General features: G+C 49.8%; 9 protein-coding genes, 1 tRNA gene and 1 pseudogene. 4 read left to right on the forward strand and 7 right to left on the reverse strand.

The features are described 5' to 3' along the window. Positions 1 to 3: 3 nt before the first annotated feature. A complete protein-coding gene (locus AB4Z29_RS31045; protein WP_441946760.1) occupies positions 4 to 2,235 on the reverse strand; it encodes a helix-turn-helix transcriptional regulator in 2,232 nt (743 codons plus the stop codon). Positions 2,236 to 2,488: 253 nt separating this feature from the next. On the opposite strand from AB4Z29_RS31045, the gene hepB reads away from it, so the two are divergent. Both hepB and AB4Z29_RS31055 read left to right on the forward strand, forming a co-directional pair. Then, positions 2,489 to 7,858: a heparin/heparin-sulfate lyase HepB gene (gene hepB, locus AB4Z29_RS31050; RefSeq protein WP_441946761.1), complete on the forward strand. Its 5,370-nt coding sequence runs from the start codon at positions 2,489 to 2,491 to the stop codon at positions 7,856 to 7,858. 54 nt (positions 7,859 to 7,912) lie between these two features. Continuing rightward, the gene (locus tag AB4Z29_RS31055) at positions 7,913 to 9,226 is read left to right on the forward strand and encodes an ADP-ribosylglycohydrolase family protein (RefSeq protein ID WP_441946762.1); all 1,314 of its coding nucleotides are present in this window, start codon (positions 7,913 to 7,915) and stop codon (positions 9,224 to 9,226) included. A gap of 128 nt (positions 9,227 to 9,354) precedes the next feature. Here AB4Z29_RS31055 and AB4Z29_RS31060 read toward each other — a convergent pair whose 3' ends face one another. From AB4Z29_RS31060 to AB4Z29_RS31085, 6 genes are all read right to left on the reverse strand, one after another. After that, positions 9,355 to 9,501, reverse strand: coding sequence for a hypothetical protein (locus AB4Z29_RS31060; protein WP_441946763.1), 147 nt, complete (start codon positions 9,499 to 9,501; stop codon positions 9,355 to 9,357). Between the two features lie 96 nt (positions 9,502 to 9,597). After that, a complete protein-coding gene (locus AB4Z29_RS31065) occupies positions 9,598 to 9,930 on the reverse strand; it encodes a hypothetical protein (protein WP_441946764.1) in 333 nt (110 codons plus the stop codon). A 195-nt stretch (positions 9,931 to 10,125) separates the two neighbouring features. Next, positions 10,126 to 10,941, reverse strand: a complete 816-nt coding sequence (locus AB4Z29_RS31070; RefSeq protein WP_441946765.1) for an AIM24 family protein — start codon at positions 10,939 to 10,941, stop codon at positions 10,126 to 10,128. Positions 10,942 to 10,993: 52 nt separating this feature from the next. Continuing rightward, the gene (locus AB4Z29_RS31075; protein ID WP_441946769.1) at positions 10,994 to 11,557 is read right to left on the reverse strand and encodes a TerD family protein; all 564 of its coding nucleotides are present in this window, start codon (positions 11,555 to 11,557) and stop codon (positions 10,994 to 10,996) included. 404 nt (positions 11,558 to 11,961) lie between these two features. Further along, positions 11,962 to 12,381 (reverse strand): hypothetical protein, encoded by a 420-nt coding sequence (locus tag AB4Z29_RS31080; RefSeq protein ID WP_441946766.1) that lies wholly within the window; start codon positions 12,379 to 12,381, stop codon positions 11,962 to 11,964. Positions 12,382 to 12,525: 144 nt separating this feature from the next. Next, positions 12,526 to 12,602: transfer RNA gene (locus AB4Z29_RS31085), tRNA-Arg, on the reverse strand. Between the two features lie 179 nt (positions 12,603 to 12,781). On the opposite strand from AB4Z29_RS31085, the gene AB4Z29_RS31090 reads away from it, so the two are divergent. Then, complete coding sequence (locus AB4Z29_RS31090; RefSeq protein WP_441946767.1) at positions 12,782 to 13,933, forward strand: HD domain-containing phosphohydrolase; 1,152 nt, start codon at positions 12,782 to 12,784, stop codon at positions 13,931 to 13,933. 557 nt (positions 13,934 to 14,490) lie between these two features. Continuing rightward, a pseudogene (locus AB4Z29_RS31095) lies at positions 14,491 to 16,784 on the forward strand (hypothetical protein); the annotation flags it as partial.

A 16,784-nucleotide genomic window follows, 5' to 3' on the forward strand; every position in this document is an offset into this window, starting at 1 on the left:
CTTCTAGCGAAGCTCGTTTTTGCGGAATTCACTTGGCGTAAAGCCCGTAAACTTTTTGAACATGCGGTTAAACGAATTAATATTCTGATATCCGACGAACTGGGCAACCTCCTGAATGAGCATATCCGGCTTCAAGAGCAGTGCCTTTGCTTTGTTGATCCGCACGGAATTGACGTAATCCACAAAATACTCGCCTGTTTTCTCTTTGAAATAACGGGATAGATAACTGCGCGAAATGTTGAGCTTATCGGCCATGGCATCGAGATTAACGTCTTTGTCGTAATGCTGCTCCATGTAGTCGTACACAAACTGAATGAAAGGATCGCGTTTTTCCTTGATATCCTTCACTAGCTGCGCCGAGTTCGTAATCAAGGTGGTTATCAGCTCATCCAAATGCTCATAGGTGTAGCAAAATGGCAGTTTTGTGAGCGCGATCCGTGCTGGAGAAGGATCGATCTGGCGCTGCATCAGAATTCTGTGCGTGCGGAGGATGACGTTTTCCGCAAAGCGCAGCACGCTTTGTGCGCTTTGGCTTCGCTTGTTCATTTTCCCCAAGATTCTGCGAACGAGCGTAAGCGCGAAGGCGTCATTGCCACTAGACAAATTGGCATCGAGCTCCTCTTCCTGAGCGGGGGATAAGCTATCTTCACCGGGCTCTCCCATCGCCTCGACGATTTGCGTCTCCGCATTAAAAGCCCGCAGCTTCAACCGTTCAATTCCGATTCGATAGGCTTCATTCCAATCGCGACTTCCTCCGGAAGCCGTCATGGTCAGGAAACAATAATCCCGCTCGGCCTTAAGCATATGTTGAATGTGCTCCAGCGTCAGCCTGATGTCCGGATCGTCTATTTCGGTGAATACGATAGAGAGAATTTGATCCTTTTCCATTTGAAACGTAACCGCATCCGCGTAAGTCTGGACAATAATGCGGCCGATGTATTCCCGAATGAACGAAGTGGCGCGTTCCTCGTTCACATCCAGCAGAGAAAGCTCCGACTTGCAGGTAACCTCAAAGAGGAGAAGGACAAAGGGTCGGTCCTCCGTAATCCAAGCGGAACTTGACTTATGTTGATGGCGGATTTTCTTTAATGCGTTGGAGTACGCGTAGTATTGCAGAAGCGACTCTTTCTCGGACATGTCCTGGTGTATATTTCGGCTCGTTTGCAGAATATCGCTGATTTTCGTATGGATGATATTAAATTCCTTGATCCCGCTTTCCCATGGCTGCGGCGTATTCCACTTTGCAATGGCTTCAATAATCCGCTTCACTGGCGTATTCAGCCGGACGCTGATTAAGAACGAGACGACGACGCTGATCGCAATGCTTAGAACGAGGAGCAGCACGAAGGAGAAGTTCCAGCGGATTTGCATCAGAATCGTTTTGTCGGGAAGAACGTGAACGAAGGTCAAGCCGTTAGAAGCACGGTTATAGAAGTAGTAATCGCTGTCCTTCATTACGAAGCCCGAAGTGTCCGTGAACGCGGGAAACTGGATATCTGATGATTTTGCGGAAGTGTAGATCGGCTGCCCCTGCTCATTGAGAATGTAGAAGAGGCCGTCTATCGTCTGACCCAGCTCGTCATAAATCCGATCGGCATTGGCCATCGCCAGCATATAGAAGCCCGGGATTCCGTCGTTTTTTACTACGATCGGTAAGAGCTGGCTTGTAACTGTCCGTACCGTACCGTTTATTTCGACGAATGAAGATTCTGCCAGAAGCTTGAATGTATAAGGCTGCTTGTGCTGCTCCTCCCAGAAGGACACGTCATAATCTTCACTCTTATAGAAACGATCGAACATCGTTTCGGTATCGGCGCCACGCCCCTTTTCGAGCACGAATCCGGAGGATTCGTTCATCAGGAAGAGATTGTCCAGATACAAGGATCGGTTCAGGAGAAACATCTGAATCTCCTCCATGGTGGATACCGCCTTCGTATAATCGACGGTAGCGCTCTGCATGCTTTGAATCTCCAGAGAAAACGTCAATACAGAATGGTGGATGCTCTCGATCAGACGCTCGTAGTTTTCCGTCGTTTTTTGCAAGCTTACTGTATTGTGATTGATGACTTCCTCTTTTAGGTTCCCCCTGTAATAGACGACGGAGTACCAAATAAAGGAGACTAATAGGGCGATGACGATCAGGAAGCCGATCAGCAATCGAATGAACAATGAGGACGTAAATTCTTTGAGCTTGAATCCAGACAAAACGTTAGCGGGAGTTGGATCGGCTGACATGGGTGCCTCCTTTGCAGCGCTTGCGTTCGATATGTCGCTTTATCTTAATTAAAGCATGAACGGCCATCCGTTGGGTATCACCGTATTTTTAACTTGTTCACGCATTGTTGCATTTTTGCAAATTTAAGGGATAACGACGAAATCAGCTTCTTTTCAAAATGGTGCGGCCGTGCCTATAGTGAAGCATACGTGAGGCGCCCGCGTAAGCTTGGTTAGGACCGTTTGTCATTTCAAGATGAAAAGAGGTTCGATTATGGTCAAGTTTCGAATTGTTAAATTTCTTTCTATTTCACTGGTTACAATGATGTTGTTCTCTGCTGCCGTGAATTTGCCCGGAGCAATTCCGGTGGCTCAAGCCGCAGCCCCTGATGCTTTCGTCGCGGAATGGATGCATGAAGCCGAAAGTATCGTCACCCCGTCGCCTTGGGAGAACGCACAAGGTTCAGGAGAACAAATATCGGGAGGGACTTATTTGAGCGTTCCTGTCAGCGAGCCTAAGCAGGATCCCCCGAACGGCGCGCGGGAGCTGGCGTACCCGTTGCAGATCGAGCAAACGGGCGTCTACAATATATGGCTACGCGTCCTGGCGCCGAGTGCAAGCGCGGATTCCTTTTATCTTCGGGCAGGGTCGGATTTGCAATTTACGAATTACGGACCGTCGCCAAGCTCGGACTGGCAGTGGTTCTCTGTCACGAAGACGCTGTCCGCCGGCCAATCTGATTTGTTGATTAAATACCGCGAGCCGGGTTTTGGGTTCGACCGCTTTCTGGTTACTTCTGATACCGCTTACATACCTGCAGGCTTGGGAGCTCATCCGGGAGGCGATGACTTTGAGGCAGAGACGCTGTTCGAGGCGGAAGCGGGGGAGGTGCAGCTCCCTTGGGAGCAAGTAGACGAAGCGAACGCGTCAGGCCAGCGGTATGTATCGGTTCCGGCGACGAACGATAATCCGACGCAAGGTCAGGTCCCTCTGCAGACGGCGCAACCCGAATTGCGTTACCGGGTCTACGTTCCTTCGGCAGGAGATTATCATGTCCAATTGCGTCTGCAGTCGCCGAATGAGGGAGCGGATTCCTTCTATATGGCCGTCGACAATGGCAATTATATGAACCCTGGGCCCAGCGAGACAATGGAGGACTGGGAATGGTTTCACGTGAAGCAGAGCTTTGATTTGTCTGTCGGCATCCACGAGATCAAGATCAAGTACCGCGAGGCGGGACTTAAAATCGATCAGCTACGGTTGACGACGCAAACGTCGCTGCCTTCCGACGGAGGGCCTGTAATTAATCCTTATCCGGCGCCGCCGGTAACGCCGCCGGAGGATGAACATCCGCGCCTGTTCGCCAGAAGCGGTGATCTGAATGGGCTCAGAGCGAACTTGACGAAGGGAGAAGTCAAGGAAGCATGGGATCGTCTGAAGATTTCGGCTGAGCGCAACTATGACGGAATGCTTCCGGCACTCCCCTCGGGAAATATAAATCTTGCTGTTCTGAAAACGATCAAAGCGAATGCGCTTATGCATTTACTGTATAAAGATACGCCAAACGGATTAGTCGCCGGCAATAAAGCGGTATCGATGATGAACAATTATTTGAACACCGTGCAGTTGTCGAGCGCGAACGAAAGACAAGTTGGAGAGACGGTTCTTTGGGCAGCCGTTGTTTACGACTGGTGCTACGGTTTAATGGATGCGAATCAGCTTGCGGACTTCAGAGAGCATATAATCACGTTCGCTGGAATGATGGATATCGGGTACCCTCCGACCGAAGAGGGGGCCGTAGTTGGCCATGGCAGCGAGGCGCAGCTAATGCGTGACCTGCTAAGCGCGGGGGTAGCGATTTATGATGAAGACGAAATTTTGTACAATATGGCAGCCGGGCGGTTTTTCGCTGAATATGTGCCTGCGCGCAACTACGCCTATCCTTCACACGCCCATCATCAAGGCGACTCCTATGGGCCTTACCGTTATCAATGGGATCTGTTTGCTTCTTGGATTTTTAAGCGAATGGACACTGACGGCGGGCTAAGTCCGGAGCAGCAGTTCGTGCCTTACGAGTGGCTGTATAACCGGCGTCCCGATGGCCAGTTGATGAGGGACGGGGATTCATACTGGTGGAATACACCGTTTGGACAATATTGGTCGGAGCAGACTCCTTACTTATTGTCTTCCGGTTATTACAATGATTCTTATTTGAGACATGAGTTTCTGCAGCAGCATAGCTACAATAATGCCGGGGTGGATGAGGTATGGCTTATTTTGTTCGGCGATCCCGATCTTGCGGGCGAAAGCGAACAATCGCTCCCGCTGACCAAATATTTTGACGATCCGTCCGGCAGCATGACCGCCCGCACGAGTTGGGCAGGGGGCGTAAACTCATCTGCAGTCGTGGCGACGATGAAGGTTGGCGGGACGAATTTCGCTAATCATCAACACTTGGATGCTGGACAGTTTCAAATTTATTACAAGGGCGGGCTGGCGATCGACTCCGGCCTGTACGAAGGTACGAACAGCAGTTACAACAGCGAGCATCGTCTCAATTACAGCCTTAGAACGATTGCCCATAACTCTATGCTTGTCTATGATCCCAATGAAGTAATGCCGAGTGGCGTCATCAACGATGGAGGTCAGCGTTATGTCATTCAGGAGCCCGACACCTTGACCGAGCTCCAAGACCCCAACTATGAAGTGGCAGACGTACTTAAGCATCAATTGGGTCCAGACGAAACAACTCCTGATTACAGCTACTTAAAAGGTGATCTAACAGAAGCCTATTCGGACAAAATGGAGGATTTCAAACGATCCTTTGTATTCCTCAATTTGAAAAACGATGACCATCCCGCAGTGCTGATCGTATATGACAAAGTAACCGCCAGCAATAGCGATTTCAAGAAAACCTGGCTGCTGCACAGCGAGAACGAGCCGGTTATCGAAGGCGATACCGTTACGTTGCAGCGAACCGATTGTTTCAATGCTAACAACAATAGCTGCTTTAACGGCAAATTGGTAAACCGGACACTTCTTCCTGCAGGCAATGATGCAAGCATACTGCCGGTAGGCGGGCCGGGCGAGGCGTTTATGGTTAACGGCATCAATTACCCGACTTCAACCGGAAACGGTAACTTTAATGCAGAAGCCGGCTCATACCGGATTGAAGTATCTCCGAGCGATGCTGCCCAGCAGAAAACGAATCTGTTTCTGAACGTTATGCAGGTAATGGATGCGGAAGGCGGGCCAGAGCCGCTTGTGACAGAATCTATTTCATCGGATGATATGGTCGGCGCGAAGATTGGCGATAGGGTTGTCCTGTTCTCGAAGAGCGGCTCCGATTTGGCGAATACGGCAAGCTTCGTGCTGCCTTCCGCGAATGCCGAGACTCGCGTGCTGGTGACGGATTTAAGCGCAGGGTTCTGGACGGTGACCAAAGCAGGCGTTGCCGCAGCGGTTCAGTATGAGGTGACAGCGGACGAAGGCACGCTGTATTTTGCGGCGAACGGGGGCGGTACCTTTACGCTGCAGCGATCGACGGCTCGGACGCTTCCAGCTCCTTCCATGTTGCAATCGCTTCCTGTTCAGGAAGCCCAAGATCCCATTACTCTGCTGGTAGATAATACGGTGACGACCTTTGGTCAAGAGCTGTATTTAAGCGGCGATCAAATCACATTGCCGTACCAGCGTCTCGCATCCGTACTTAACCTAAGCTCGAGCCTGCAAGGCTCCCAGCTTACGATGAGCAAAGCCGGATCGATCATCGTGATGACGGTGGGTTCTCAGGAGGCAACTGTGGACGGTATTCCGATAAGTTTGCATGCACCGGTTACGTTAAGAAACAATGAGGTCTACATCCCGTTAGAGGTGGCTTCGTTTGGCGGTTGGGCTACGGTGAAATGGGACTCTTTCAGCCGCAAAGCGGATCTGTTCCCCGTTCAGTCGATGATCGAGTACAGCGTAATTAGCGTAAAGGATGGAACGTCGGTCGAAACGGCGGCTCACGCCACTGACGGGAAATGGAGCACGGTGTGGTCTGGAAACGGTCCGAACGCTGCATTAACCTTTGATTTGGGCGAAGAACGAAAGGTAAGTCAAGTCGATATCGCTTGGCTAGACGGCCAGGAGCGAACTTATGAATATAAGCTGCTGACTTCAACAGATGGAACGGCTTGGACACAGGTGTTCAATGGGGAGAGCAGTCTCGGCAGCGATAGCTATGAATCGACATTCTTTGCTCCTGTTTCCGCAAGATATATCAAGCTGGCAGGCGGGGGATATGCTTCGGAAGGGGGACATTTCGATGAGACAGCTATTAGAGAGGTGCGAATTGCAACTCCCTATTACAAGGTCGAAGCGGTTAACGCAATCATTGGCAAAGGAGAAGACGCCATTGACGGCAATTACAATACAACCTGGGTCGCGGAAGGGGACGGCTCATGGATTGAATTTGACCTAGGAGAGCCGCATCCGATTGCCGGATTGGGAAGTGCATGGCATAGGGGAAACGAACGCGTGCAGAAATACGATGTGTTGGTCTCCGACGATAAGAACCAGTGGAGGGCTGTTTTTCAAGGGCAAAATAGTGGGACGACAACCAAGCTTGAAGACATTGCTTTTACGCCGCCGGTAAGCGCCAGATACGTACGCATTGTCGGACACGGCAATAGCGGAGGCTTCTGGAATTCGCTCACGGAAGCCGTCATCTATAAGCCGGCCCCTGTGGATCAGGAGGCAACGGACGACGTTACCGTCAAGCTGAAGGACAGTGTCGGCAATCCGCTTAGCGGAGGCATTGTCAGTTACTATGACGGCTCCTGGCGAACGTATGGCGTGACGGATGCTTCGGGTTCGGTCAGGAAGGAACTACCGGACGGCAATTACACTTTTGTCGTATCTTATGAGGGGACAAAGAATGAGAAGTCGCAGCATATCGGTTTGAACAGGGCTGTGGAGTTTCAGACGGTCAGCGTAAATCTGCAACTGAAGGACAGCCAAAGACTTCCGCTTTCCGGTGGCATCGCAAGCTATTATGGTGACGGATGGCGAAGTTTCGGAGAGGCGGCCGGCGGCGAGGTCCGGAAGGAACTGTTGCCCGGCGCCTATACCTTTGCCATGACGTATGCGGGGAAGATAAATGAGAAGGTGCAAGATATAAGGACTAATCCTACCGTGGTATTTCAGACCGTCAATACGGTCATTCAACTGAAAGATCAGCAGGGTAAATCCTTGGGTGGTGGCACGGCGAGTTATTATGCGGGGGGCTGGCAGAGCTTCGGGGAGACGACCGGCGGCGAGGTCCGCAAGGAGCTCTTGCCCGGGACGTATACCTTCGCCATGACGTACGAGGGGAAGATTAATGAGAAAGTGCAGGATATCCGGACTGACTCCACGATCATCTTTCGGACAGTCAAAGTACTCATACAACTGAAGGATGCGCAAGGTATGCCACTGGAAGGCGGCAGCGCGAGTTATTACGCGGGGGGCTGGCGGGGTTTCGGGGAGCTGGACGGTGGCGAGATTAGCAAGGAACTGCTGCCTGGTGTTTACACGTTTGCGATGAGCTTTAACGGGGCGGTCAGGGAGATTGTCAAAGACATCGCCGTGGAGCCAAACGTCATCTTTCAATTTCAATAATCAGCAGTTGAACGTTAGAAGAGACAAAGGTCTCGCAAAGGGGAGAAAAGTGGAATGACATATCCGGCAGAACCGAAACTCACCGAGCTTGCAGGAAAAATAATTGAGTACGGGCGGCTAGCCCACGAAATCGGCGGTCAGGAGGTTGCAGGCGTCTGGTCCGGCATTGAGGGGCATATGCAAGAAGCAATTGTGAAATTAAACGAGATGTCCATCGATCAAGAGCTGGAGAATCAGGAGCCGAATGATCTTTTGGTCATTCAATCACTTCGGGTGGATGGGCCAAGAAGGTTGTGGGACTCGCTTGATATGATGATTTATAAGGATAAACTGGAAGGCGCGATGCTAGCTCGTTTCGCAGGCTGCACGTTAGGCGCGCCGGTCGAGTTCTGGAACGTGCATGATATGGAACAATGGGCTGCTTATATCGGCGATGCCTTCCCTCCGCAAGCCTACTGGTCGAGCATCAAAAATCCAAACGATATCCGGTACGGGAAGAGCACCTTCTATGAGTATACATTAGCGGGAATGAAAGGCGTTCCGGTGGATGACGACATTACCTATACGATTCTTGGACTGCTGATTGCCGAGGAGCATGGCATTGATTTTAGAACGGAGGATGTAGGGAAGAGCTGGCTAAAATATTTACCGATCGCTTGTACTGCGGAGGAGGTTGCACTCCATAATCTAAAAGCCGGCATTCCGGCGCTGGAAGCGGCCGAGGTGAACAATCCCTATTATCAATGGATAGGCGCGGATATTCGCTCCGATCCGTGGGCTTACATGGCACCGGCATATCCTGCGAAAGCGGCAGAGTATGCCTACCGGGATGCCTATTTGAGCCATCGCAGAAACGGGATATATGGCGAAATGTTTTTCAGCGCGGCGCAATCCGCAGCATTCGCAGTTGACCATCCGGAACAGGCGCTGCGGATTGGCTTGAGCGAAATCCCAAAGGCATGCACGCTCTATAAAGACGTGGAATGGGCGTTGTCTGTCAGCAAGGATATACGGGACTATAAGGCGGCAAGAGCCGCTGTGGACGAACGCTTCAAGGGAATGTCCGGCGCGCATACGAACAACAATGCTTGTTTGACTGTATTCGGGTTAATGATCGGAGGGACAGACGTATCGAAGGTTATCTCCGAGACTGTGGCCATGGGGCTCGACAATGACTGCACGGCTGCGACGGCCGGCAGCATCGTCGGTGCAATCGTGGGCAAGTCGGGGATTCACGCCCATTGGTATGAGCCGTTCGAGAACACCGTCACCACCTATATGAACGAAGCGGAAAGGTTTCGCATTAGCGATTTGGTTGAGCGATTTGCCATGCTTGCGAGACAGACGTATAGTGTAGCGGAACGGTAGGATTATAAGTTAAAGCCTCGAGGCCAAAGAGTGGCACTCGAGGCTTTAAAGTATCTCGGCCCAAGTATACAATTGTTCCGTTGCCATGTGTTCGCCCTGCACGCGACCCGTGGAATCCGCAACAATCGCTACATTAATAAAGCGAAACGCCAGTTCGCCAGTTGTGTTGTGCTTGAAATCTTATACTTGTCAATGGAATGACACTTGATACGAAACGTTTCAAATTCTTGCATGATAGTGAATTTCCCCGGAGCTGTATATTTTCTTTTATCCATGAAAAATACTCCACGTACAAATCATCGTTTATGGTTGAATTAATCAAAAAGGAATATCCTTTCGTAGTCGTCACTACGAAAGGATATTCCTTTTAATTAAAAGCTGCCCGGTGCGGGTGGATACGGAGGATGCTGTTGATGATGATCCTTTTTGAAAGCTGCGTAAAAGAGGAAGACAGCTGTCGTCAAATGAAGAATCATTCCTAGAATAGGAATCCATGCTAGAACGGATGTTACGATGCCTAGAATGCTTCCTACGATCGGCTTATTATGCTGGGAGCAAAAAACGAGCGTAATGATGTGTAGAACCAGCGTTACGAATAGTACCGTATAGCCAGATAGCATAACGAGCGTGCCACCAAGTAAGGGAATGCCTAATATTCCCTCAAAAATCGCGGTAACAAGTAGCAGAGTGCCTGCGGCCTTCATACCAATACCTCCTTAAATGTTAATTACAGCGAGCTGCGCCCCGAGAGTCAGAGTGCTTCGTGAGCTGGGTTTGTACTTTGTACGTCAGAGAATAAGGCTTGGTTGCAGCGTTTAAAGCCTGTTTAGATTCGTGGAGCAGGAATGATTCGAATAGGCCCTGCCGACCGGCAGGGCCTATTCGAATCAAATATACGTTTATTTCAAAAATTTGCCGATAATTCCGCCAAGTCCGCCGCTGTTGTCTTGCACATGCCCTTGTCCATGGCCATGGCCTTGGTTCCCGCCAAACGTGTTGCCGAAAGCACTGCTCTGCTCTTGTGGCGTATACCGTTTGTCATCCATGCCAAATTTAACGCCGCTTTCGCGCTCGTAAGGCTGAAGAATGACAACCTGGTTAGGATCGTTGAATTCGTACATGTAGGATTCACCAGACGTTTGGCCGATTAGCGTTTTCCAGTTAACGTCGAGCTTCACTTTTGGAGAGGGTCCTGTCCATGCCACAATGGCATCCGGATCCACGCGGCAAGGTCCTTGTAGAACAAGTGGATTGCCTTTAGTCTTAATGGCTACTTGTGCGCCATGGCCATTGTAGGATAGCTTGGATGTAAACAAGCCGCGCTGAGATATAATGCCTGAACCAATAATAGTCACGCCATAATGGCAAGACTCTGTAAAAGCAAGCAGGTCTTCACTCTCGACACTAACGCTTTGCCAAGCGCCGCCTTGCTCCAAATTAATAATGGTAACATGGGAATTATCATCAGCAAGATATACAATACCTTGGCCTTCGACTTCCATGATTTCCAGGTTTTCGCCTGTTACCTTACGCATGCCGTGATTAATGACTTGACCAACAATGTTGCCTGAGTTCGTACCGAGCAAACGCTTGGAATATTTAAACTTGCTATTATAAGCCTGATCGGCTACCATTGATCCTTTTTTGGCAAAGAACTGGCCTTGTCCTTCTGCTTTCAGGAACAATTCGCGCTCGACTTGAAATTGAAACGGCATGTAGGCGATACCTCCGAATAATTAATAAATGATTGCATGGTGAAAAAGATCGTTACATTGCACCGTAGTGAGCGCAGATGCCAGCAAGATCGAGTGTTAAGCCTGTTCCGACCGCATTGAATTTCCATTCGTTTCCGTGACGATAGACTTCCCCTGCAAGAATCGATATAGAGGTCGAATAGTCCTCGGAGAGATCGAATCTACAAATTTCAGCGCCGTTTGCTTGATTTACAATACGTATATAGGCATTGGATACTTGTCCAAAGTTTTGGTTTTTGCGAATAGCCTCATCAATCGTTACCGTAAAAACGATTTTCTGAATATCCAAGGATACTCTCGACAGCTGAATTTCTACCGTTTCATCATCGCCGCTTCCTTGACCGTCGCGGTTATCTCCCTTATATCGGGTCGAACCATCAGGGCTGACTAAATTATTGTAGAATACGATATGGCTCGATGAAGGAACGGTATTGGTTTGCCCAAGCAGAAACACTTCAGCGTCCAGATCGTAGCTTTGGCCTTGCAGCTGATTCGTATCCCAGCCCAGCCCAACTTTCAGAAAATCAAGCCCAGCATTGTTTTTGGTGAGATCAAGCTTCTGTCCCTTGGCGAGCACAAGTCCTCCCCCAGGACTGGCTTGAGGAGCGGGAGCTGCGCCAAAAGGATTGTTTGCTGGTCCGCCTTGAATGCCTCCTTGAATGCCTCCTTGGATACCACCCTGGATGCCGCCTTGCTGAATACCGCCTTGTTGAATGCCACCTTGGCCTCCAAGTACATTCGATGGTCTTCCTGAATTAAATTCAATACCCATATGAATTGCCTCCTCCATTCAAATTTAAATGAAAACCCTCATTATTAAGACTTGGTGAAAATTGCCTCTTTTGTAGAAGGATATGAAACTATTTGTAGTATATCAGATTGTTATAGAAGATTATAGCGCCGGGTATGGGAGAGAAATGAAGAAAAAAGGCTCGCCGGAATGGCGAGGCTTCGAAGATGAACGATTCTTGTTTCATTTAGCTACGGAGTAGGGCGGATATTCTTGGAGAAAATTTCTGCATTATAGGCGGAGATCATTATGTTAATTTCATTGCGTATGTATGTACTCGTAAAGTCGATTTGTTCTTCAAATCCGCGGCAGTTATAGCGATAGCTCAGCTTTTCACTCGTACCGCTATTCACACAGACGGCAATGCCTCTGGAAACCAACATCCTTGTGTTTGCCTTTAGGTCTGTTCTCATCTGTACGATAATAAGGTCTGCAGCTTTGGCGAAAATAGCACGCAAGGAGCGGGCTCGCCGATCCAAATCCAGCCGGTTCCGTTCAACAGCTGCAAGTGCCAGCGGAAGAATAATAGAGCGTTGTATGAGTTCCATCTCCTCTGCAGCAGGCGGATTGAAATGGTTTAAATTGTTTACGTTCAATAACGGCATGGCCATTCGTAAATCACCTCATGCACATTATAGGGGAACAAGTGTTCCTCAGTCAACTGCTTTCCGTTATCAAATGAAACAAAAAAATCTTCCGCGATATAATCGCAGAAGATTGTAGGACACATGGATATCGATCGTATATAAAAGAAATGGCGCGCCCGAGAGGGCTCGAACCTCCCACCTAACGTTTAGGAAACGTTTGCTCTATCCGGATGAGCTACGGACGCGCAGCGATATTAATTATAGCATGTGTGCTTTTCAGGAAGCAAGGTGAAGTGAGTTGTTTTAAAGAGAATGCAATTATTGTCGAAAATATTCTTCAAACCTACATGAATAGCAGGACTCAGGAGTGGAAGGGCGAATAATTGTAAGGATAAGAGCATGAACGGCTGGAGGAATCCCTCTCATGGAAGAAATTCAAATCGAACCTGTCGCTTATAAATTGGATCTTTCGCCGGAACAAATGCTTAAGATCATCTTTGAATACACTGCTAAAATAGCGAACGAAAAAAAATTAGAGACTGTTCTTGTCTTAATGGCCAATTTGGGCCGGGAAATGGTCGTTGCTGACCGGTGTACAGTGTGGCTCATTGATGCTGCACGTAATGAGCTTTTTACAGTGGTAGCGCTTGATGCGGGTGAGATTAGAATACCATACGGAAGCGGCTTGGTGGGGAATGCAATCAGTACCGGCCAGCCTATATTCATTGATGATGCCTACGAAGACCCTAGACATAATCCTGATCATGATAAACTGACAGGCTATCGGACAAGATCCATTATGACGATTCCCTTTCGTAATAATCAGGGAGAGGTCATAGGCGCATATCAAGCTATTAACAAGCTTACTGAGAAGCAGTCATTCTCGGCTATGGATATGGAATATCTGTCGCTTGCGGCAGCATATTCCGGAAAATCGCTTGAATCTACGATGCTGCATGCAGAGATTATAGAAACGCAAAAAGAAATTATACTTGCGATGGGCTACATTGGAGAAGGACGCTCCAAGGAAACGGGGAACCACGTAAAGCGAGTCGCGCAATATTCTTATATTTTGGCCATTGGCCTTGGGATGAGCGAGTCCGAGGCTGATATGCTGCGAAGCGCGTCGCCTATGCACGATATCGGTAAAGTGGCAATTCCGGATGCGATATTGCAAAAGCCAGGGAAGCTTACCCCTGAGGAATATGAACAAATGAAAGAGCATGCCACTATCGGCTATCGATTGCTGCGAAAGTCAAAGAGGCAGCTGCTTCAAGCCGCTGCCATCGTTGCATGGCAGCATCATGAGAAATGGGATGGGACAGGCTATCCGCAAGGTCTTGTGGGCGAGAGTATTCACATCTATGGAAGAATCACGGCCTTGGCAGATGTGTTCGATGCGCTGAGCAGCTCCAGGGTATATAAAGAAGCGTGGTCACTGGAGCGGATTCTAGCTTTGGTCAATGAGGAGCGGGGAAGACATTTCGACCCGAGAGTGGTGGATGTTTTTCTGGAGCAACTGCCGTCGATTCTCGAAGTTAAGGAACTCTATAAGGATTTGTTAGAAACAGAATAATGATCAAGCAAGGCCTCAAGAAGCAAATCTTGAGGTCTTTTTTTATGTGATGAAATAGAATTGCACCTCCAGTTTGTTTGGCGATCATTCGAATTTGCTTGTACTTTAGTTGCGCTTATGGGTATTCACCGTGTTCAAAATCGGTTTTGGACATAGACTGATTTAGCTATTGTAAATTTCTACTATTTTTTTGGTTTTTTAGAAAATAGCAGAGGGGGGAGTAACCGTCTATGAACAAGAAGGTTCAAACTCAAAGGTTAAATGAAGCGATTCAGAAGCTGCAATCAGCAAGAGCCCTAATTAAGACGAAACGATTAAGGCATGCCAAGCAACAAATTCACGATGCAGTCTCTTCATGCGGCTGTATCGTTTATAAAAAAGGGAAGAAATAGCGCTAGGGTTAACAATAACGGAGGTGTGTAGGATTGGCGAATTCTCGGGCGGGCTGTCTGCGAAAATTAAATTTAGCAATTATTGAGCTGAGGAAAGCAAAAAGGCTTACACGCAAAAATAAACTCCAAAGCGCTCAAAAAGACGTAAAGGATTCGATTCATATTTTGAATCGAGCATTGGACTGTCTGGATGGTCCTTATCTACATCCAAAACCGCATCCAAAACCAAAGCCAAAGCCGAAGCCGTGTCACAAAGCGAAGAGAGGTCCAAGGGGTCCTAGAGGCTATCGGGGCTATAGAGGTTATGCGGGTGAAGCCGGTGCGCAAGGGACTACCGGCGCAGCTGGTCCTGCGGGGGCTCGAGGGGTAGCTGGTCAACGAGGAGCAACGGGTACGGGATTAAATGGCGTTGTGGCTTTTGATCCGAATGCGGAGCCAGGCTACCAAGTGGGTCAAGTGGTTACGTTTAATGGCAGCACATATGTTGTGAATAGTGCGCCTCCTTTCGGAGATCCGGATACCTCTCCTAGCTATACGCTGCTTGCAGCGAGAGGTGCAACAGGTGTAACAGGGGCTACCGGTTCTACGGGAGTAGGAACTGCTGGAGCGCCTGGCCCAACGGGAGCAACAGGAACAGGGTTAGAAGGTGTAGTCGTGTTTGATCCATTGGCGGAGCCAGGCTACCAAGTGGGTCAAGTGGTTACGTTTAATGGCAGCACATATATTGTGAATAATGCTCCTCCTTTCGGTGATCCCAATACTTCGCCTAGCTATACGCTGCTTTCAGGTGCTGGCGCAGCAGGTACAACTGGTGCCACAGGGGCAGGTGTAACCGGCGCTACCGGAACGACAGGCCCTACAGGAGAAACGGGCGCTACCGGGGCTGGGCTCGAAGGTATAGTTCCTTATGACCCGCTTGCAGCACCTGGTTATCAGGTAGGTCAAGTCGTTACGTTCAATGGAAGCAGCTATGTGGTAAATACACCTTCTCCGATAGGAACACCGGGCAGCTCGCTTGATTATACCCTGCTTGCAGCTGCGGGAGCAGCAGGTACCACAGGTGCGACAGGAGCAGGCATAACCGGAGCAACTGGATCGCCAGGACCAACAGGAGAAACGGGTGCGACTGGTGCTGGACTCGATGGTGTAGTTCCTTACGATCCGCTCGCGGCACCTAGTTATCAGGTAGGCCAAGTCGTTACGTTTAATGGCAGCAGCTATGTGGTAAATACGCCTTCTCCGGTAGGAACGCCTGGTTCTTCACTTGATTACACCCTATTGGCAGGAGCCGGTGCAACGGGAACGACTGGTGCAACAGGAGCTGGTGTAACGGGAGAAACGGGATCTACTGGCGCAACAGGTGCAGGTTTAGACGGTATCGTTGCTTATGATCCGCTTGCGGCACCTGGTTATCAGGTAGGTCAGGTTGTAACTTTTAATGGCAGCACGTATGTAGTAAACACGCCATCGCCAGTAGGTACGCCAGGCATTTCACTTGATTACACACTTATTGCAGCAGCAGGAGCTACAGGTGCAACAGGATCCGGAGTAACGGGTGCGACTGGGGCTACGGGCATACAAGGCATAACCGGGGCAACAGGAGATCTTGGAGCGACAGGTGCAACAGGAACAGGTATAACAGGGGCTACTGGAGCAACGGGCGTGGGTTTAAGCGGAATCGTTGCATTTGATCCGCTTGCGGCACCAACGTATCCAGTAGGTCAAGTCGTGACGTATAACGGCAGCACTTATCTTGTAGACACAGCACCGCCGACAGGCACGCCAGACACATCGCCGGATTATACGCAGCTCGCGGCAAGTGGAGCAACAGGAGCTACGGGAGCAGACGGGGCTACTGGAGCGACAGGCATACAAGGTTTCACTGGTGTAACGGGAGATGCTGGAGCTACTGGTGCAACTGGAACTGGGATGACAGGAGCAACAGGAGCGACGGGAATAGGCTTAAGCGGAATCGTTGCATTTGATCCGCTTGCGGCACCAACGTATCCAGTAGGTCAAGTCGTGACGTATAACGGCAGCACCTATATCGTAAACACAGCGCCACCGACAGGCACGCCAGACACATCGCCGGATTATACGCAGCTCGCGGCCAGTGGTGCAACAGGAGCAACAGGTGAAMCRGGAGCGACTGGTGTTACAGGTGCGACAGGAGAAGGAGTAACCGGTACGACTGGAGCTACGGGTGCAACAGGAGCAACRGGTGAACCGGGAGCGACTGGGGTTACAGGTGCGACAGGAGMGGGAGTAACCGGTACGACTGGAGCTACGGGTRCAACAGGAGCAACAGGTGAACCGGGAGCGACTGGGGTTACAGGTGCGACAGGAGCGGGAGTAACCGGTACGACTGGAGCTACGGGTGCAACAGGRGCAACAGGTGAACCGGGAGCGACTGGTGTTACAGGTGCGACAGGAGAAGGAGTAACCGGYACGACTGGAGC

Origin of the sequence: Paenibacillus sp. 2TAB23, from assembly GCF_052115165.1 — a bacterium.
Classification (GTDB): Bacteria; Bacillota; Bacilli; order Paenibacillales; family Paenibacillaceae; genus Pristimantibacillus.

Excerpts from the sequence above, each read along its gene's own strand:
- AB4Z29_RS31045 (WP_441946760.1), bottom strand. The coding sequence starts at position 2,235 with ATGTCAGCCGATCCAACTCCCGCTAACGTTTTGTCTGGATTCAAGCTC.
- AB4Z29_RS31070 (WP_441946765.1), bottom strand. The coding sequence starts at position 10,941 with ATGCCGTTTCAATTTCAAGTCGAGCGCGAATTGTTCCTGAAAGCAGAA.
- AB4Z29_RS31065 (WP_441946764.1), bottom strand. The coding sequence starts at position 9,930 with ATGAAGGCCGCAGGCACTCTGCTACTTGTTACCGCGATTTTTGAGGGA.
- AB4Z29_RS31090 (WP_441946767.1), top strand. The coding sequence starts at position 12,782 with ATGGAAGAAATTCAAATCGAACCTGTCGCTTATAAATTGGATCTTTCG.
- hepB (WP_441946761.1), top strand. The coding sequence starts at position 2,489 with ATGGTCAAGTTTCGAATTGTTAAATTTCTTTCTATTTCACTGGTTACA.
- AB4Z29_RS31080 (WP_441946766.1), bottom strand. The coding sequence starts at position 12,381 with ATGGCCATGCCGTTATTGAACGTAAACAATTTAAACCATTTCAATCCG.
- AB4Z29_RS31055 (WP_441946762.1), top strand. The coding sequence starts at position 7,913 with ATGACATATCCGGCAGAACCGAAACTCACCGAGCTTGCAGGAAAAATA.
- AB4Z29_RS31060 (WP_441946763.1), bottom strand. The coding sequence starts at position 9,501 with ATGGATAAAAGAAAATATACAGCTCCGGGGAAATTCACTATCATGCAA.